At 68.4% G+C, this 19,034-nt stretch carries 15 protein-coding genes and 1 pseudogene; 7 read left to right on the top strand and 9 right to left on the bottom strand.

From position 1 onward, the window contains the following. The first annotated feature begins 8 nt into the window (after positions 1 to 8). Both ACETK8_RS16055 and ACETK8_RS16050 read left to right on the top strand, forming a co-directional pair. A complete protein-coding gene (locus ACETK8_RS16055; protein WP_374036833.1) occupies positions 9 to 887 on the top strand; it encodes a peptidylprolyl isomerase in 879 nt (292 codons plus the stop codon). Further along, positions 884 to 1,777: a peptidylprolyl isomerase gene (locus ACETK8_RS16050; protein ID WP_374036832.1), complete on the top strand. Its 894-nt coding sequence runs from the start codon at positions 884 to 886 to the stop codon at positions 1,775 to 1,777. The genes ACETK8_RS16055 and ACETK8_RS16050 overlap by 4 nt, the downstream gene beginning before the upstream one ends. Here the strand turns inward: ACETK8_RS16050 and ACETK8_RS16045 are convergent. Next, positions 1,744 to 2,868 (bottom strand): Ppx/GppA phosphatase family protein, encoded by a 1,125-nt coding sequence (locus ACETK8_RS16045; RefSeq protein ID WP_374039418.1) that lies wholly within the window; start codon positions 2,866 to 2,868, stop codon positions 1,744 to 1,746. The genes ACETK8_RS16050 and ACETK8_RS16045 overlap by 34 nt on opposite strands. Before the next feature lie 148 nt (positions 2,869 to 3,016). Here ACETK8_RS16045 and hspQ point away from each other — a divergent pair, with 148 nt between their 5' ends. From hspQ to ACETK8_RS16030, 3 genes are read left to right on the top strand one after another with little or no spacing between them, the layout of a single operon-like run. After that, positions 3,017 to 3,328: a heat shock protein HspQ gene (gene hspQ / locus ACETK8_RS16040; RefSeq protein WP_374036831.1), complete on the top strand. Its 312-nt coding sequence runs from the start codon at positions 3,017 to 3,019 to the stop codon at positions 3,326 to 3,328. A 57-nt stretch (positions 3,329 to 3,385) separates the two neighbouring features. After that, the gene (gene phhA / locus ACETK8_RS16035) at positions 3,386 to 4,261 is read left to right on the top strand and encodes a phenylalanine 4-monooxygenase (protein WP_374036830.1); all 876 of its coding nucleotides are present in this window, start codon (positions 3,386 to 3,388) and stop codon (positions 4,259 to 4,261) included. Next, positions 4,258 to 4,620, top strand: coding sequence for a hypothetical protein (locus tag ACETK8_RS16030; RefSeq protein ID WP_374036829.1), 363 nt, complete (start codon positions 4,258 to 4,260; stop codon positions 4,618 to 4,620). The genes phhA and ACETK8_RS16030 overlap by 4 nt, the downstream gene beginning before the upstream one ends. Positions 4,621 to 4,751: 131 nt before the next feature. Here the strand turns inward: ACETK8_RS16030 and ACETK8_RS16025 are convergent, their stop codons facing one another. Next, positions 4,752 to 6,047 carry an MFS transporter gene (locus ACETK8_RS16025; protein WP_374036828.1) on the bottom strand — a complete coding sequence of 432 codons (1,296 nt, stop codon included), beginning with the start codon at positions 6,045 to 6,047 and terminating at the stop codon, positions 4,752 to 4,754. Between the two features lie 135 nt (positions 6,048 to 6,182). Between ACETK8_RS16025 and ACETK8_RS16020 the strand changes: the two genes are divergently transcribed. Further along, a complete protein-coding gene (locus tag ACETK8_RS16020; protein WP_374036827.1) occupies positions 6,183 to 6,818 on the top strand; it encodes a class I SAM-dependent methyltransferase in 636 nt (211 codons plus the stop codon). Here the strand turns inward: ACETK8_RS16020 and ACETK8_RS16015 are convergent. From ACETK8_RS16015 to ACETK8_RS15995, 5 genes are all read right to left on the bottom strand, one after another. Then, the gene (locus ACETK8_RS16015; protein WP_374036826.1) at positions 6,815 to 7,807 is read right to left on the bottom strand and encodes a hypothetical protein; all 993 of its coding nucleotides are present in this window, start codon (positions 7,805 to 7,807) and stop codon (positions 6,815 to 6,817) included. The two genes, ACETK8_RS16020 and ACETK8_RS16015, sit on opposite strands and share 4 nt — an antisense overlap. Positions 7,808 to 7,897: 90 nt before the next feature. Continuing rightward, positions 7,898 to 9,229: an N-succinylarginine dihydrolase gene (astB, locus tag ACETK8_RS16010; RefSeq protein WP_374036825.1), complete on the bottom strand. Its 1,332-nt coding sequence runs from the start codon at positions 9,227 to 9,229 to the stop codon at positions 7,898 to 7,900. Further along, positions 9,226 to 10,692, bottom strand: a complete 1,467-nt coding sequence (astD, locus tag ACETK8_RS16005) for a succinylglutamate-semialdehyde dehydrogenase (RefSeq protein WP_374036824.1) — start codon at positions 10,690 to 10,692, stop codon at positions 9,226 to 9,228. The genes astB and astD overlap by 4 nt, the downstream gene beginning before the upstream one ends. A 148-nt stretch (positions 10,693 to 10,840) precedes the next feature. Beyond that, the gene (locus ACETK8_RS16000) at positions 10,841 to 11,848 is read right to left on the bottom strand and encodes an arginine N-succinyltransferase (RefSeq protein WP_374036823.1); all 1,008 of its coding nucleotides are present in this window, start codon (positions 11,846 to 11,848) and stop codon (positions 10,841 to 10,843) included. 2 nt (positions 11,849 to 11,850) lie between these two features. Then, entirely contained in the window at positions 11,851 to 13,101 is a 1,251-nt protein-coding gene (locus ACETK8_RS15995) for a hydrolase (protein WP_374036822.1), read from the bottom strand. Between the two features lie 303 nt (positions 13,102 to 13,404). Here ACETK8_RS15995 and ACETK8_RS15990 point away from each other — a divergent pair, with 303 nt between their 5' ends. Beyond that, positions 13,405 to 13,923 carry a hypothetical protein gene (locus tag ACETK8_RS15990; protein WP_374036821.1) on the top strand — a complete coding sequence of 173 codons (519 nt, stop codon included), beginning with the start codon at positions 13,405 to 13,407 and terminating at the stop codon, positions 13,921 to 13,923. A 9-nt stretch (positions 13,924 to 13,932) separates the two neighbouring features. Here the strand turns inward: ACETK8_RS15990 and ACETK8_RS15985 are convergent. Next, a pseudogene (locus tag ACETK8_RS15985) lies at positions 13,933 to 14,690 on the bottom strand (IS5 family transposase). Between the two features lie 76 nt (positions 14,691 to 14,766). Further along, a complete protein-coding gene (locus ACETK8_RS15980) occupies positions 14,767 to 18,984 on the bottom strand; it encodes a translocation/assembly module TamB domain-containing protein (protein WP_417281665.1) in 4,218 nt (1,405 codons plus the stop codon). Positions 18,985 to 19,034: the final 50 nt, after the last annotated feature.

Raw genomic sequence — 19,034 nt, 5'->3', positions numbered from 1 at the left:
CCTCTCCGTTGAAGATCACGCCTTACGTCCTCGCCGCCGCCCTGTCGGTTCTCGCCCCGGCCGCCATGGCCCAGACCGCGCCCGCCGCGCCCGCGCCGGCGCCGACCGCCAGTGATTGGCGTACCGTCGCGCCGGAGAACCTGCTGGTCATCGACACCGCCAAGGGCCGCATCCTGGTCGAGTTGGATCCGCGCATCGCCCCGCGTCACGTCGAGCGCATCCGCACCCTGGCGGATCAGGGCTTCTACGACGGCCTGAAATTCCACCGGGTCATCCCCGGCTTCATGGCCCAGACCGGCGATCCCGAAGGCACGGGGCAGGGCGGTTCGACCCTGCCGGACATGGAGCCCGAGTTCACCTTCCGCCGGGGCCGCGACGCCGGCTTCGCCCGCATCGAGGGCGGCGCCGCCCCGACCGCCATCGTCGGCATCATCGGCTCCATGCCGGTGGTGACCCAGCCGGACGCCCAGATGATGGTCACCGCCGACTTCAAGACCGAGGCGGGCGGCCTGTTCTGCCCCGGCGTGGCCGGCATGGCCCGCGCGGGCGCCCCCAACAGCGCCAACAGCCAGTTCTTCATGATGACCGGGACCAACGCCAATCTGAACGGCATGTACACGGCCTTCGGTCGCGTCGTGTCGGGCTTCACCGTGCTCGGCGCCCTGAACGCCGGGACCCAGGAGAACAACGGCACGGTCGCCGATCCGGACGTCATGACCCATGTCCGCACCGCCTCGGCCCTGCCGGAAGGCCAGCGTCCGTCAGTCCGCGTGCTGTCGCCGAGCTCGGCCGCCTTCCAGGCCCGCGTCGCCGAGGTCCGCGCCGAACGCGGCAGCCAGTTCACCGTCTGCGACGTGCAGCCGGGGGTCGAAGTCACGGGGGGATGATCATGCGGTTGACGGCTCTGGCGATCGGTCTGGTTCTGGCGGGCGCCTCCGCCGTCCAGGCCCAGGAGACTTCCGCAACGGCTCCGGCGGCGGCTTCCGCCTCTCCGGACTGGCGCACGGTCCCGGCCGACAACCTGATGATCATCGACACCAACCGGGGCCGCATCCTGGTGGAGCTGGCCCCCGAGGTCGCGCCCCTTCATGTCGAGCGGATGCGGTTGCTGACCCGTCGCAACTTCTTCGACGGCATCACCTTCCACCGCGTCATCGACGGCTTCATGGCCCAGACGGGCGATCCGCTGGGCAATGGCGAGGGCCAAAGCCCGTACCCGGACATCAAGGCAGAGTTCACCTTCCGTCGGGGCCCGGAGACCCCCTTCACCCCGGTCGCCGCGCCCGCCGGGGCCATGCTGGGCTTCCTGCACAGCCTGCCGATCCAGACCCAGCCCACTACGCTGATGGCCACGACCGGCGACGGCAAGGTGCATGGCTGGGGCGCCTACTGCCCCGGCGTCGCCGGCATGGCCCGCGACGACAATCCCGACAGCGCCAACTCCCAGTTCTTCCTGATGCGCCAGCCCTATCCGGCGCTGGACAAGCGCTACACCGTCTGGGGAACCGTGGTGTCCGGCCTCGACGTCGTGCGCGCCATCAAGGTCGGGGACGGCGACAACGGGGCTGTCACGACCGATCCGGACCGCATGATCCGCGTCCGCATCGCCTCAGACCTGCCCGAGGCCGAGCGTCCGGTGGTTCAGGTGCTGGACACGGCCTCCACCGCCTTCCGCACCCTGGCGGACGAAACGCGGACGGCGCGCGGCGCGGACTTCTCCATCTGCGACATCACCCTGCCGGCTCAGGTCTCCGGAGCGCCGGCCCCCGCCGCCTGACCGCCACGACCCCGGCCCCGGCCGCGCCGCCGCCTCTGGGGCTTCTTCGCCTCGCGCATCTGCTGCAGCAGCAGGCCTTCGCGCAGACCCCGGTCGGCGACCCTGACCCGTTCGCTCGGCCAGGCCCGCTGCACGGCGTCCAGGATCGCGGCTCCGGCCAGCACCAGATCGGCCCGGTCCGGCCCGATGCAGGCCTCGGCCGCACGACCCTTCGGACCCATGGCCTTCAGCTTCCGTGCCGCCTGATCGCACTCGTCCCGCGTCATCCAGAGGCCGTCGACCCGGTCCCGCTGATAGCGCCGCAGGTTCAGATGCACCCCCGCCAGGCTGGTGATCGCCCCTGACGTCCCGACCAGATGGCCCCGGCCCGTGGCGAACAGCCGCCGGAACTCCTCGTCGTCGAACCGGCCCGCCGCCAGGGCCGCGCCCATGTCGGCGACCATCGCCTCGTACCAGTCCTCGTCCGAGTTCTCCGGTTCCGGATGCCGCTCGGCCAGGGTCACGACCCCCAGCGGCGCCGACATCCAGGCCACGGTCTTCATCTCCGCGCCCGACTTTCTCAGCCAGGACAGCTCGGTCGATCCCCCGCCGACGTCGATGACCAGCACCGCCTCCGCCTTCGGATCGAACAGGTTCAAACAGCCCTCGACCGACAGCCGCGCCTCTTCCGCCGGATCGATGATCCGCAGCTTCAGTCCCGTGCCCTTCCGCACCCGGTCGATGAATTCCTGACCGTTCTCGGCCTGGCGACAGGCCTGGGTCGCCACCGCGCTCAGCCGGGCCGAATCGACGCCCCGCCGCATGACCCGTTCGGCGCACAGGGCCAGGGCGTCATAGGCCCGGTTCATCGCCGCGTCGTCCAGCCGCCCGGTCCGCGACAGGCCTTCGCCCAACCTCACGATGCGGCTGAAGCTGTCGACCACGCGGAACCCCGCTCGCGCCGGACGCGCGATCAGCAGGCGACAATTGTTGGTCCCCAGATCCAATGCGCCGAACACGGGCGCGTCGCGACCCGACGCATCCCGATTGGACGCCCTCTGGACCCGGGACCGCTCGTCGCGCCGCCTTGGCGCGCCGTCGGGGTCCGGCATGGGCCGTACTTTCATGTGGGCGCAACCGGAACGGGCGCCCGTCCCGATCAGCCTAGACCCGTACAACCGTCCGCGCCAAGCCTATCTGTCGCGAAGATGAACGGGACGACCGGCATCCGGCTCAGGTGCGGGGTCGTATCCCTTCATCATGACCCAGTCCCAGATAGCGAAATTCGGCCTCGGCCAGATCGTGCGTCACCGTCAGGAGAGCTTCCGCGGCGTGGTCGTGGACGTCGACGCCGCCTATGCCGGCCCGGTCAACGAACCCGGCCCCGACGATCGGGACCAGCCCTTCTATCGCATCCTCGCGATGGGGGAGGGCGCCGGCTTCCTGATCTACGCCGCAGAGGCGGTGCTGGAGCACGACCCCGACATGGCCCTGTCGTCGGACGAACAGGCCCAGTGGTTCAGCCTGGACGGCCATGGCCATATCGCCCCGCGCGCCCAGCCGATTCATTGATCCAGCCGTTGGTTCTTCAGCGGCGCGGTTCTAGACTGCCCGCCCAAGGAGCCTGTCATGTCTGATTTCGAACACGTCTTTGAGAAGCCGCCCGAAGGCGCGGCCGCCGACTGGACCATTTCTCAGAACTGGCGCGCCTATACCGAGGTCGAGCACGACACCTGGGACACCCTCTACGCCCGCCAGATGGAGATCCTGCCGGGCCGCGCCTCCAACGCCTTCATGAAGGGCTTGCAGGCGCTCGACCTCAACACCGGCGGCATTCCCGACTTCGCCGTCCTGAACCCCAAGCTGAAGGCCCTGACCGGCTGGACGGTCGTCTGCGTGCCGGGCCTGGTGCCCGACGACGTCTTCTTCGATCACCTGGCGAACCGCCGCTTCCCGTCGGGCCAGTTCATCAGGAAGCCCGATCAGCTGGACTACCTGCAGGAGCCGGACATCTTCCACGACGTCTTCGGCCACGTCCCCATGCTGACGGACCCCGATTTCGCCGACTACATGCAGGCCTACGGCAAGGGCGGCCAGCGCGCCCAGAGCCTCGGCATGCTCAAGAATCTGGCCCGCCTCTACTGGTACACGGTCGAGTTCGGCCTGATGGACGAGGGCGACGGCCTTCGCATCTACGGCGCCGGCATCGTCTCGTCGGCGACCGAGAGCGTCTTCTCGCTGGAGGACGCCTCGCCGAATCGCATCGCCTTCGATCTGGAGCGGATCATGCGGACCGACTACCGCATCGACGATTTCCAGCAGGTCTATTTCGTCATCCCCTCGATCGAGGCGCTGAACGACGCGACGCTGGAGGACTTCGGCCCGATCTACGACCGGCTGAAGGGCGCTTCGGACATCGGCATCGAGACCATCCTGCCCTACGACCGGGTCATCACCCAGGGCACCCAAGCCTATGCCCACAAGGGCGGCAGGTTCGCGGCATGAAGCGCACTGTCACCCTCGTCCTGATCGCCGGCCTCGCCGTCACGGCCGCCGCCTGTACGGAATCCAAGCGCGCCCGCAACGCCGCCACCTGGGGCGATCAGGCCGCCGACATCACCTGCTGGACCTATGGCACGGAGACCTTCACCGGCCGCTCGACCGGCAAGGTCGAATACAACGATGGCGGCCGTATCGCCTTCGTCGACGCCGCCAACGGCCGTTACACCACGATCGATGGCGAATGCCGCGTGGTCTATCTGAACGAGGGCGAGGAAAACGCACCGGCGCCTGTCGCCGCCGTTTCTGCCCCGGCCGCTCCTGTCGCTCCGACCGTCGCGCCCGAAGCCGCTCCGGTCCAATAACCACCCGTGCACCCCAGCGAAGGCTGGGGTCCAGATTACGAATTCAGTCGGCTTGGGCAGCGCACCGGTTCTTCTGATCCGTGCGCCGTCTTTTCCATCTGGACCCCAGCCTTCGCTGGGGTGCACGGAACCTAGTCGTCCGCAATCAAACTCTTCGTCTTCGTGTCACGCATCAGCACATAGGTGATCAGCGAGATTCCGATCATCCCCGTCACGTACCAGAAATACAGGCTCTCGCGCCCGTCCAGCTTGAACCACAGGGCGACGTATTCGGCCGTCCCGCCGAAGGTCGCATTGGCGATGGCGTAGGGCAGGGCGACGCCCAGCGCTCGGATGTGCGCCGGAAACAGCTCGGCCTTCACCACGGCGTTGATCGAGGTGTAGCCGCTGACGATCACCAGGGCCAAAAGCGACAGGCCGAACGCCACCATCGTGCTGTTCGTCACCGCCAGGGCGCTCATGATCGGCACGGTCAGGAACAGGCCCAGCACGCCGAACGCGATCATCACGGGCTTGCGTCCCACCCGATCCGACAAGGCCCCCACCGCCGGCTGCAGCAGCATGAAGATGAACAGGGCCGCCGCCGAGATCTCGGTCGCCTGGGCCTTGGAGAAGCCCGAGGTGTTGGTCAGGAATTTCTGCAGATAGGTCGTGTAGGTATAGAAGGCCAAGGTTCCGCCGGCCGTCAGGCCGATGACGATCAGCGCCTCCTTCGGGTGCCGCAGCACCAGTTCGATGGCGCTGGATTTCGGCGCCGCGCGGGTCTCCTCCGACTGGAAGGCGCGGGTCTCGTCCAGCCCCCGACGCAGCCAGAAGACGATGACCGCAAGCGCCGCTCCCACGAAGAACGGGATGCGCCAGGCCCACTCGCTCAGCGCCGCCTCGCCCAGCGTCCGCTGCAACACGATCAGCAACGCCAGGGCCAGAAGCTGCCCCGAGATCAGCGTCACATACTGGAAGCTGGACCAGAAGCCGCGATGCCTGGCCGTCGCCATCTCCGACAGATAGGTGGCGCTGGACCCGTACTCTCCGCCGACGCTCAGCCCCTGCATCATCCGGGCGAGGAGCAACAACGCCGGGGCCGCGATGCCGATGGTCGCATGACCGGGCGTACATGCGATGATCAGCGACCCCGCGCACATCAGGCTGACCGACAGGGTCAGCCCTGCCTTCCGTCCCTTCCGATCCGCATAGATCCCCATGACCCAGGCCCCGATCGGCCGCATCAGGAAGCCGACGGCGAAGATGGCTGCGGTCGCCAGCAACTGCGCGGTCGGGTCGCCCTCGGGGAAGAAGACCGGCGCGAAATACAGGGTGAAGGCCGCATAGGCGTACCAGTCGAACCACTCGACCAGATTCCCGGCCGATCCGCCGATGATGTTCTTCAGGCGGCGGGCGGGGGGCATGGCGGCGGTCGTATCGGTCATGACCTTGGGTAACAGGCGTTCGCCGACTTGCCCATGCGTGGCCGCGCGACCGATCGCCTGATCGCCGTTTACCCAATCGAAATCGACTTAAGGTTGTATTCTCCGTGTCCGCACCAGCGGTCAGGGGAGACCGCCGTGGCGAACATCGACCAGACCTTCGCCGCCACCCAGGCCCCACCCAGCCTGCGTCGTGACGCCGTCTCCGCCTGGTGGCGCACGGGCCTCGCCACGCGCCTGAAGCGCCGCCGCATCGAGATCATGGGCCGCATTCTCGGCATCGACTTCTTCGACGGCCCGGCCCTGTCGATCTGCGACGTCGGCTGCGGCTCGGGCAAGGACTTCATCCGCCCGCTCGCCGGCACGCCCCACCGCCTGACCGGAGTGGACGTCGTCGACGTCGACCTCCAGCAGTCGAACTTCCAGTTCATCCAGTCCGACGCCGCCCGCATCGACGTCCCCGACGGCCTCTACGACCTGGCCGTCAGCTTCGGGGTCCTTGAACACATCGAGCCGATGGAGCACCTGTGCGAGGTGATCTCCGAGATCCGCCGCATCTCCAAGCGGTTCGCCGTCGTCGTCCCCTGCGTCTCCACCCGGCTGGAGCCTCACGTCCTGAAGTTCGGCTGGCCCCTACAGCCCGCCCGCGAACGCATCGACATCAACTACCTGTCCGACCAGGCCTGGCTGAAGTTCGCGGGCTTCTCCGAGGCCAGGACCCATCGCTTCGACTACGTCCCAGGCCTGATCACCAACCTGATGATCGTGGGTTAGGTCGCTGGGTCATGATCCGGCAGTGCTTCAGCCTTGGCCCCCGCCTCGTACGCCACTTTCCTGAGATGCCGCTCGATAGCGATGATCAGGAAGAAGAACATGACCGCGAGGAAGGCTCCGACGATCATCAAAGCCAACTGGAGGTTTGGGCCGATCTTCGCCCGTGTCTCCTCGCGCTTTGAGATTTCATAGTTGGCATCGGCCGTCTTCCTAGCGCGATCCGAGAAATAAAGATCGACGAAAGTAAAGTCTGCGCGCTCGAAGGCTTGGGCGGGGCTGACGATACCATCCGGGTAGACGGCCTCGCATCGCTCCACGTTCACTGTTCTCGTGATGCTGCAATCGTAGACATAGTAGTAGCCGCAGACTTGTGGGATGACACGCGTCTGTGGAACGGTCACGCAGCGTTGTTCGCTCTTGGTCGCGGCCTTGTACTGCGTCAGCAGCGCAACCGTCGTGCGGGCTCTCATGGCTTCGCCGACCCGGGCGAGCGCCATGGTCTGGTAGTCGGCGTTTTGCACCAGTTGCTGCACCGCCATGGCCTCGTCGGACAAGTCGTCGCCGCTGACACTCGCGGCGTAACTTTCCAGGCCATAGCCGAGATTGTTCATAAGGTCGGTGGGCGAAATCAGTTCGTCCTCCGCCTTCTTGTAGCTGTCGAAGGCGGACTTGTAGATCGCGTAATAGCGGGGCCAGAAGGTATCGACGAACGCCTTGTGTGTCTTGCGCACCTCTTCCGGTATCTCTCGCTCGCCCTCGGCATTGGCGCGGGGCGCAGCCTGCATGGCGCGGGCGATATCAGCGGATGCGACCTCCGTCGGCTCAACATCGACCTTCGTGCTGACGGCCAATCTCCAAAGCGCGTCCCCGAGGAAGAACATCGCCGCGAGAAGGCAGACGGTTGCGATGGCCAATCCAGCCACGCGGAGGATGGTCAGATAGATTGTCTCCACGCGGTCGAGCCGCGCGGTTGTCAGATAGTTCTTCAAGGATGGCCCCCGCCATGATTCTCGTTCTGGTGAACGCTAGCAATCAAGGGTTGGGTTGGCCAAGCGGCAAAGCTTGATGAACGGCCGTCGTCAGACTCGCTGGAACGGATAGAACCCCGACCCCAGCCGAAGGATCCCCATCAACTCGTCCAGCGCGCCCCGGCTCTCGTCGATCAGGGCCGGATCGGCCAGGTCCTTCGGCGCCAGGACGTCGCGATACCAGGTCGCGGCCCAGACGCTCAGCGCCCCGTGCAGCCCCTCGGTCAGCCGCATGTCCGCATTCGCCGCCGCCAGCTCGGCCTCGGTCAGCACGACCCGCAGACGCAGGCACGCCGGCCCGCCGCCGTTCCGCATCGACTGCCGCACATCGACATACTCGACCCGCCCGATCGGCCCGTTCGAGGCCGCCAGAGCCTCCGCCACCGCATGGCTGCGGGCATTGTCCCGCGTCTCCGTCGGACAGATCAGCGTCAGCCGATCCTCGTCCGGCAGGCTGACCAGCATGGAGTTGAACAGATAGGAGGAGATCGCATCGGCCAGCGGCAGGTCCGCTTCCGACACCTCCACGAACACCGGCTCGAACCCTTTGGCAGCGGCCCGGATCGCGTTTTGCGTCCCCGCCGTGTCCTCGAACGCCAGCGCGTGGTGGAACAGGGTGTCCAGCGCCCCAACGCAGACCACGTCGTTATGGAAGGTCCCGCCTGCGATGGCCGCCCGCGACTGCTGCGCCAGCACCGCACCGCTCGCCCCATGCCGCCGCGCCACCGCTTCCGACGCCTGCCGCGTCTGCCGGGCTGGGTAGGGGTCGTCCCACGGCTCGAAGGCGTCCCGCCCCCAGACCAAGAGGTTCACCCCCTCCGCCCCATGTTCGGCGCACAGCCGCACATGATTGGCCGCGCCTTCGTCCGCCAGATGCGCCACCGGCCACAGGGCGTCATGCACCGCGAACCGCCGCTCATCCGGGAACAGCGCCTCCAGCGCCCGCTTCGTCTGCGCATGCTCCAGCGACCGATGCAGGTTCGTATGCAGGTTCGCCGGCGTGAAATGCACCCGCCCGTCGCCGCTGTCGGCCGAGGGCGTCACCGTCGCCGCATTCGCCGCCCACATGGGCGAGGCCGAACAGGCCGCCGCCGCGAAGGTCGGCGCCTCCTTCCAGGCCTTTTCCAGCACCGCCGCATCCGACCCGGAGAACCCCAGCCCCCTCAGGAACGGGATATCCGGCCGCTCGTGCGGCGGCAGGACGAACTGCGGCAGACCCAGGTCCGCCAGCCGCTTCATCTTGTCGAGCCCCTGCAGCACCGCCGCCCTCGGGTTCGACGCCTGCCCGGCATTCAGGCTCGCAGCCGGATTGCCGGGCGACAGCCCCGCATAGGAATGCGTCGGCCCGATCAGCCCGTCGGCATTGGCCTCGACGGCAGTCACTTCAGCCCCCGGATCTCGCCCTCGATGTTCTTCACGGCGCCCGCCTCAAAGCTGGCGACCGGATAGGCGCAGTAGTCGGCGGCGTACCAGGCGCTCGGCCGGTGGTTGCCGCTGTCGCCCAGACCCCCAAACGGCATGTCGCCTGCCGCCCCGGTGGTCGGTCGGTTGAAGTTCACCACCCCCGCTCGGATCCGCCGGATGAAGGTCTCCCAGGTCTTCGGGTCGTCCGACACCAGCCCAGCCGACAGCCCGTACCGCGTCGCATTGGCCTCATGCAGGGCGGCCTCGAACGACCCGACCCGCGTCACCGACAGGATCGGCCCGAACATCTCTTCGTCGGGCACGGTCACGCCGGTCGTGTCGATCAGCCCCGGCCAGACGAAGGCCCCGCTGTGCTCAACATCCACCCGGCCGAACGGCTTCAGGATCTTCGCCCCCGCATCGACCCGTTCGCCCGCTCGGCCCAGCAGGTCCGCCGCCGCTCGCGCCGAGATCAGCGGCCCCATATAGGGCTCCGGATCGTTGTTCCACCGCCCGACGATCAGCCGGTTCATCAGGGCTATCACCGTCTCGATCACCGCATCGCCCGCCTTGCCCTCGGGCAGGATCAGCCGCCGCGCGCAGGAGCACCGCTGTCCGGTGGTCACGAACGCCGACTGCACCACGATGCCGGCCACGGCCTCCGCGTCCGCCGCATCCCAGACCACCAGCGGATTGTTGCCGCCCAGTTCCAGCGCCAGGATCACATGCGGATTGTCCGCGAACTTCCGCCGGAAATGCGCGCCCGCTGCGCCCGAGCCGGTGAACATCAGGGCGTCGATCGGCTGGTCCAGCAGGGCCGCGCCGACGTCCCGCCCGCCCTGCACCAGGTTGAACACCCCGTTCGGCAGGTCCGCCGCCTCCAGGCATTCGGCCATCAGCTGGCCGGTGTGCGGCGTCTCCTCCGACGGCTTGAACACGACCGTGTCCCCCGCCAGCAGGGCCGGCACGATATGGCCGTTCGGCAGGTGGCCCGGGAAGTTGAACGGCCCCAGCACCGCCGCCACCCCATGCGGCCGGTGCCTCAGGGTCGCCGATCCGAACGCCGTCTCCGCCGTCCGTTCACCGGTCCGCTCGTCATAGGCGCGGATCGAGATATCCACCTTACCGGCCATCGACCCCAGCTCGGCGGTGGTCTCCCACAGCGTCTTGCCGGTCTCGCGCGAGATCGCCTCCGCCATCGCCGGCGCCCGTTCCTTCAGCACCGCCTGATACCGTTTCATCGCCGCGATCCGCTCCGCGCGCGGCCGGTCGGCCCAGTCGGGGAAGGCCGTCCGCGCGACTTCCACCGCCGCCGCCACCTGCGCCCCCGACGCCTCGTTCCCGCGCCAGACCCGCTCTTCCGTCGCCGGATCGAAGGAGGCGAAGCCGTCGCCCTGTCCGGCGACCCACGTCCCGTTCAGGTACAAAGATCCGTCGGTCATCACTCACTCCGCTCATCCCCGCGAAAGCGGGGACCCAGTTCTTTTATGAGGCAGGCTGCGTCGGATTGAGGGCCGTGCTCACCCGATGCGTCCGCTCGCCCAAAACACTGGGTCCCCGCTTTTGCGGGGATGAGCGGAAGGTGGGAAGTCATGACTTCACCCGCACCACATCGCCGTTCCGCACCTTCAGCGCCGCCGCCGTCTCGGGCGACAGATGCACGGTCTCGCCCTCGATCAGGGCCTTGGCCCTGACCGCCCGGAACTCGCCCACGCTGTCCGTCGAGACCAGCGCCGGCAGCTCCGCCTCGAACTCCTCCGTCACCACGACGCTCAGCCGCCGCGCATCCCGCACCGTCCGGATATGATCCCTCGGACAGGTCACCGTCGGCCCAGCGTCGAAGATGTCCACCAGCCCGTTCGGCCGGAACCCTTCGCTTTCCAGCAGGGCCATCGCCGCCACCCCTTGCGGGTGCACCTTTCCGATCACCGCCCGCGCCGCCTCGGGCAACAGGTCGACATAGATCGGATGGCGCGGCGCCAGGTCCAGGATGAACTGCTTGTCCGTCGACCCCGTCATGTGGTCCGCCTGATCGAACGGCATGGGGAAGAATTTGTGCGCCACATGATCCCAGAAGGGACAGGCGCCGTCCGGCGTGAACACCCCGCGCAGCTCGGCCAGCACGGTCTCGGCGAACAGCTCCGGCTGCGCCCCGATCAGCATGTAGCGCGACTGGCTCAGCAACCGCCCCGCGCCGCCTTTGCGCCGATCCGCCTTCAGGAACAGCGACCCCACCTCGGTCCAGCCCGAGCATTCGTTGACCAGGGTCAGCGTCTGGTGATCCATCCGGATGCCCAGCGAGGGGCTCTGCGCCGGATTGTTCGAGATCCGGAACGAGAAGAAGGGCCGCTTCAGCCCCACGGTCGCCTTCACGCTGGCGATCCCGTCCACGTCGCCGGTCTCGCTCTCTTCCATCATCAGGGTGAACCAGCGCTCCTGTACCGGCAGCACCCCGTTGAAGCTGTCGCGGCTGACGTCCAGGCGTTCCGACAACTGGTCCGGATCCTCGGGCAGGCTGGTGAACCCCGGCCCCGACAGGATGGCCAGCTCCAGCAGATGATCCAGATCGGCCGGACCGGCGGGACGAACGACGAGCATGCCTACAGTGTCTCCAGACGCAGCCGTTTCAGCCGCTCCGCATCGATCTCGCCCGACGCGATCTTGCACAGCATCAGACAGGACAGTTGCGCCCGCTCGACGAAACTGTCGGGCCAGGCAAACTCTTCGGACGAGTGGATCAGCCCGCCCCGCACCCCCAGGGTGTCGATGTTGGGCAGGCCCGCGGCATGCAGATTGTTGCCCTCGCACACCCCGCCCGACGGCGACCAGGCGATGGCCTGACCCAGAAGCGCTCCGGTCTCCCGCACCGCCTCGAACAGGGCGGTCTGCGACGCATCCATGGGCTTGGGCGCCCGCGTCATCCCGCCGTGCAGGTCCAATGTCAGCCCCTCGAACGGCGCTGTCGCCGCGATCTCCCCGATCGCATCGACGACCCAGGCCGCGCTCTGCGCATCCGGAACCCGCACGTTGAACCGCACCACCGCGTTGTCCGCCACGACGTTCAACGCCCCGCCGCCCGAGATGCGGGCGACATTGACCGTCACCCCCTCGCGCCGCCCGTTCAACCCGTGCAGGGCCGCTGCGATCATCGCCGCCCCGGCCACCGCATTGGCCCCTTCGTGGAAGGCCCGCCCCGCATGGGCCGCCTTGCCCGTGACGATCAGGTGGAAATTCCCGCTGCCCTTTCGCGCCCCCGCCAGGGTCCCGTCCGCCAGGGCCGGCTCATAGGTCATGCCGATATGCCCGCGCGCGCCCAGTTCGGCCAGCAGCGGCGCCGAGGCCGGCGACCCGATCTCCTCGTCCGGCGACAACAGGACGGTCCAGCCGACCCGCTCCCGCTCCGGATGGGCCTCGAACGCCGCCAGCGCTCCCAGCATGACGGAGATTCCCCCCTTCATGTCGGCGATCCCCGGCCCGTTCAGCGAGCCGTTGCCTTGCGTCACCACGCTCTGGAACGCGCTCGTCGCCGGATAGACGGTGTCGTAATGGCCGGTCAGCACGACCTGGATCGGCGCCTCCGGCCGCGAGGTGATCTTCAGCGCATCGGCCCGCGCCTGGGCTTTAAGCGACCCATCGTCCCCGACGGTCGAGAATCCTTGCGTCGGAATGCGTTCGACGGAGGCGGGCAGGGTGGCCGCCTCGGCCTCCAGCAGGCCCAGCACCGCCTCCAGCCCCTCGGCGTGATCGCTGCCGGAGTTGACGTTCGACCAGGCGACCGCACGACCAATCAGATCGGCCTCGCCCCGCCCGACCAGGTCGAGGGCGGCCTGATCCTGTGGGAGAATCCGCATGATGGGACACTAGCCGGGCCAGGCGGAAAGGTGAAGCGAACCCCCAATGTCACCTCCCGATTCGCGTCGCGAATGGGGAGGACAGGTCGCGGGGCAGCGGCCAGGAGGGGGCGAGACGGTTGTCTGAGTGTGGGCTGGCAAATGCTCACCCGGTGAGACCGAGTCACCCTCTCCTGGTCGCTGCCCGCGACCTGTCCTCTCCAGCGCCGAAGGCGCCGGAGAGGTGACGCCAAACATCCCCCCGTTGCGTCGCCCGCCGTGTTATGTAAAACAGACTTGTCATTTTTTGGAAGGAAGCGACACATGAGCAGCTGGCTGAAGGCGATGAACCCCTCCACCCCGATCACCACCGAGGCCGAGGCCGAGCGCGCGGCCAAGGCCAGCGCCATCTCGATCATGATCGGCGTGGTCGTCGGTCTGGCCAGCCTGGCCTGGACCTTCGCCAATCCCTCGTCGGTTCACGACGCCGTCGCCGCCGCCTCGAACGGCGATCCGGCCGCCATGGCCAGCAGCGACATGGCGCTTCAGGTCGGTCTGTGGATGGGCGGCGGTCTGGTCCTGCTGCAGATCATCTTCGGCGCCATCCAGTGGCGTCGCCCGAACCAGTTCATCGCCATCCTGTTCATGGTGCTGATCGCCTTCGGCCTGGTCTCCAGCCTGGCCGCCCCGCTGATGGCCGCCTCCATGCCGAACGTGCCCGCCACCCCGATGTGGCAGATCGTCCTCTCGGTCGTGGTCATGATCGTGCAGATGGTCCTGCACGTCACCGGCCTGAAGGGCATCAAGGCCCTGGACCGCATTCAGATGGAACAGGCCCGCTAGGGTCCGGACTCATTTGGCCCAATAGGCGACGGTGGCGGCGATGAGGACGCTGGAGAGGAAGTTCGCGGCGAGTTTGTCGTAGCGTGTCGCGATACGCCTGAAGTCCTTGAGCCTGGCCCATAGGCGTTCGACGGTGTTCCTCTGTCGGTAGGCGACGACGTCGTAGGGGATGGGCCGCTTGCGCGAGGTCGTGGTCGGGATGACGGCCTCGGCGCGTCGTTCGGCCAGTCGCCTTCGGAGGTGATCGGCGTCGTAGCCGCGGTCCGCCAGCAGCCTTGCGAACGGTCCGGCCGCCTCGATCAGGGCGTGGGCCATGGTGATGTCGTTGGTGTTGCCGGCGCTGAGCAACAGCACACGGGGTCGCCCTCGATCGTCCACGAGGCCGTGGATCTTGGTCGTGCGGCCGCCTCTGGAGCGGCCTATGCCCTGGACGAAGCCCCCCCTTTTGCGCCCGCCGCCGAGCGATGGGCCTTGACCGAGGTGCTGTCGATGGCGGCCGAGGAGTAGATGCCGCTGTGGCCGGTCAGGGCCTTGAAGATGTCGTGCCAAACGCCCTGCCGGCTCCAGCGATTGAAGCGGTTGTAGACCGTCGTGTATGGCCCGTACTCCGGCGGGCAGTCCCGCCAGCGCGCGCCTGACTGCAGCATGTGCACGATGCCCGACAACACGCGGCGATCATCGACCCTGCGCGCCCCTCGCCGTCCCGTCGGAAGGTGCGGCTCGATCCGCGCCCAAGCTTCGTCGTCCAGCCAGTAAAGCTTCCGCATCCAAGGCTCCCTTCCAGAAGCCTTGAATCAGAACGCCAAACTCACCGCCAGACCTTATTGAGTACGGACCCTAGGCCTATTCCGCGCCCCGGTTCGGCCGTCGGTCCTGCGCCCCCGTTCCGGGGACGCGGGACTGGCGGCGCCAGCGGATCGACAGGGCGGCGTCGCCCTGTCCGCCGAACTCGGAGCTGATGGCCAGGTTGCGACGCACCTGCCAGTCCACGTTCACCGCCGCCCCGCCTTCGCCGCCGCCGATGATCTCCAGATAGACGTCGTCGGTGATGTAGCGCCCGCCCGCCACCGTCAGGGCCGAGGCCTCGCCCCCGAACGACAGCCGGTCCAGACCCGCCAGTTCGCGCAGGTTGCCGATCACGTCGAACCCGCCGCCGCCCGCCAGGGACGCCACGCCCGCCGCCAGCTGGGCCGCCTCGAACGGCGACAGCTGGGACGCCGAACGCCCGAACAGCACCTGCGACAGGATCTCGTCCTGCGGCAGGGCAGGGGTGGAGGTCAGCAGGATCTCCGGCCGCGCCGCCGTTCCGGTCACCCGGATGGTCGCGGTCAGGGCCGGGTCCTCGCGCACCGCCGACAGGTTCAGCCGGATGCGGTTCGGATTGGTCGACAGCGAGACCGAGCCCTGGTCGTCGAAGACGAACCGCTTGCCAGCGAACTCATAGTCGCCGCGCACGACATTGGCCGTCCCGGTCAGTTGCGGTTGGGCGATCGTGCCGCGAACCCGGGCGTTGACGTTGAGGAGGACGTTCAGCCCCCGACCCTCGACCCGGACGTTGCCGCCGCGCGATCGCAGGGTGATGTCCATGCCGATCTGCGGCCCCCGGCTCGGACCGTTCTCGGCCTCGACCGGATCGCCGCCGGGGCGGTTGATCTCGACCACGTCCATGCCGACGATACCGGTGGAGCCCGGCGGATTGGCCTCGATCCGGGCCTCGTCGATCTGGATCTCGCCGGCCAGGGTGATGTTGCCGTCGGCGGCCCGCACCACCGTCAGGGGACCGGACGCCCGGCCCTCGGCGATGTCGTTGTCGATGATCTTGAAGCGGCTCAGGGCCAGCTCGAAATTGGAGCCGGAGCCTTCGCGCAGCCCGATCCGTCCGTCGCCGCTGACCGTCCCGCCCGAGCCGTCGTTGGCCGTGAAGGTCTGGATCAGGGCGGTCGCGTCGTCGAACCGGGTGGCCAGGGTCACGTCGTTCAGGGTGAGGCCGACGCCGTTGTCGCGGAACCGGCCCTGCTGCAGGTTCAGCCGCCCGTTGATCAGGGGAGCCGCCAGTGTGCCGCCCAGGGTCGCCGAGCCGTCCACCTGACCGGCCAGGCTGCGTTCGCCGCCGAAGAAGACGTCCCAGATCGGCTGGATCTGGCCCTGCACCTCGACCTGGCCCGACATTGTCCGGGTCCGGGCGATCGCCAGCCGGAGCGGCGCGGCCGAGGCCTCGACCGGCAGGGTCACGTCGGCCGTGGCTCTGACCGCATCGGTCCCGGCCGCATTGGCCTGGATCCGCAGGGTATCGTTGACCAGGGTCGCGGTCACGGCCCCGTCCACCGACAGGCCTCGGGGCGCATCGACGCTCCGCAACTGGGCCAGGTTCACGTTCGCCGATCCCTGCAGGTCGTCGCCGGAACCGCGCAGGGAGATGCGGCCGGTGACCCGGCCCCGCAGGTCCGGCGCGATGGAACCCAGCTCGACGCTGGTCAGGTCGGCCTGGATCACGGCCGCGTCGGAATCCTGACGCACCTCGCCCATGAGGACGCCGCCGCCGACCGACAGATCGACACGGGCCACGCGACCGTCTCCGGCCAGGGCTATGACGGCGGGATTGCGGGTCGAGAAGGCGACTTCCCGCACCCTGCCGGCCCCGCTCAGGGTCACGCTCTGCGCCTCGCCTTGGCGGGAGTAGACGCCGGACCCGTCGAAGCCCATCGGCGTCCCGCCCCCGACATCGGCCTTCAGGGTGAAGGGCAGCCGGTTCAGCGTGCCGCGTCCGTCCAGCTCGAAGGTGCGGATCAGATAGGTCGAGTTGGCCAGGCGCACGTTCGTCCCGGTCACGTCCAGGATGGCCGTGTCGTCGCCCGCTCCCTCGGTCAGCCGGATGCGTCCGTCCGCCGTGCCGGAGGCCAGGAAGGCGCCGGGTCGGGCGGTGAAGGTCAGGTCGGCGCTGGACGGCGTATTGTTCGCCAGAGCCATCGAGCCCTGCGCCGTCACGCCCCCGGCGTTCAGGTCCACCTCCGACAGCCGGATGCGGTTGCCGCCGAGGAAGAAGTTCCCCGCGGCTCTGGCGGGCCCATAGTTCGATCCGGCCGTCATCACGACCCGGCCGTCCGAGGCGTCCTCGCCCTTGCGGAAGCTGAGCACCAGATCGGCCTGGGTCAGGGTCAGCGGTCCCGCCGCGATACTGCCGAAGCCGGCGGTCAGATCGACGCGCGGCTGGGCCAGGGTGCCGGTCAGGGCGCCTTCGCCGGTCATCGCGCCGTCGATGGCCACGGGACCCACGCCGAAGGGCCCGCGAGCATTCCAGTTCAACGCCAGCCGCAGCCGTCCCTGCGGCTCGATCAGTCCGCGAGCGGCGGCGGTTCCCGCGGCGCCGGTCAGCAGGCCTTGCTCGATGGCGATCGCGCCGCCGTTCAGATTGCCGGCCAGTTGCAGCCGGGGCGTCTGGCCCAGCAGACGATCCAGTTCCTCCATCCCGGTCGCCATTCGCCCGCCGCGACCGTCGAAGCTCAGGACCCAGGGGGCGCCGCTGCGGGCGGAGGAGGCCTGGATCGGTCCTCCGAAGGTCCCTTTGGCGCCGGGCCGGATGCGGCCGATGTCGGTGATCTCGGCCCGGCCCCGGAAGCTCAAGCCCCCGGTCAGACCGCGTCCGCCCGACCCGTTCAGCGTCAGGGCCTGACCCCGCACGTCGATCTTCTGGAGCAGGATCGCCCCGTCCACGCCTCGCGACGCCTCGAACGAAGCGCGGGGAGCCGCGCCCAGCAGCGCCCCGACGACGCCTTCGCTGCGACCGCCCGTGACGGCCAGATCGCCGGCCAGTCCGATCCGTCCCCGGTCGGCGGTGATGTCCAGCGGACCCGCGATGGCCGTGGCCGCGTAGCTGGCCAGATCGGCCTGCATCAACCGGACATCGCCATCCAGCTCCCACCGCTCGGCATCGCCGGTGAAGACGCCGGTATAGGTCGCCGCCCCCCCGCTGGTCGCCCCGACCAGCCGGGTGACCGAGCCGGTCGACAGGGTCAGGGTGATCCCGTCCGGCGCACTGCGATCATTCAGATGGATCAGGCCCTGGGCGCTGGACTGAAGGTTCTCCGAGGTCAGTTGCCAGGCCATGCCCTGAACGCCTTCGCGGTCCGAGGCGGGGATGGTGGCGAAGCCGAAGCGGGCGGTGCGACCGATCCGCTCGACGAAGGGTTGAAGCAGGTCCGAACCGCTGAAGTCGAAATAGCCCGAGATGCGCGATCCCTTGGCGCCATAGCGGCCCTGCACCGTCAGCGGCGTGAACTCGCCCGTCCGCACCACGGCATTGACGATCTCGCCGTTCACCAGAGCCGAGGCGAAGAAGGGCTGGTTCGGCGAATAGCCCAGCGATCCCGCCAGCGGTCCGCCCTGGGCCTCGTTGGCCCGCAGGTTCAGACGCAGGTCCTCGGGCTTGGAGCCCAGGGTCGCGGCGATCCGCAGAAAGTCGCCCGGCCGGTTCAGGCTGTAGGCGCTGACATTGGCGACCTTGTCGCCGGCGCGGGGCACAAGCGCGTCGCCGGTCAGCCGCCAGCGACCGTACTCCTGAGAAAAGCCTTCCAGCAGTTCGATGTCGGCGGTGAACTTGTCGATGTCGACGCTGATCGGCATCGGTTGCGGCGGCTTGCCGTCCGGCGGTTCGACTTCGGGACGGCGGATCAGGCGGATCGACCGCGCCGTGATCTCGCTGGCGTGGAACCGGCGGGTGATCAGCGGCCAGTAGCTCCAGTCCACGCGAACGTCGTGGGCCTCCAGCCAGACGCCCTTTTCGTCGGTGATGGTGACGCGACTGAGGGTGAAGTCGTCGAACAGGTCGCCTTGCAGCCCTTCGACATTGATGCGGCCGTAGCGGCTGATCTTCTTGCCGGCGACGAAGCTGGTGACCAGCTCCCGCCCTGCGTCGGACACCAGATACATCCGCCCCCCGACCGCCAGGAGCAGGGTCAGGGCCAGAAGGCCGACCAGGGCGAACCCGCCGAAGAAGGCGAAGGCCTGAAGCCGGGTGCGACGCCGCTTCTCGGCCTTGGCCGGGGGCTCGATCTCGGCGGCGATGTCCTCGGGCGTGACGACGTCTTCAGGCGGCCGGACTTCGACCGGCTTCT

It is taken from the genome of Brevundimonas staleyi, assembly GCF_041893865.1.
Classification (GTDB): domain Bacteria; phylum Pseudomonadota; class Alphaproteobacteria; order Caulobacterales; family Caulobacteraceae; genus Brevundimonas; species Brevundimonas staleyi.
Note: the sequence above shows the minus strand (reverse complement) of the source record. Positions and strands in the feature narration are given on the sequence as shown.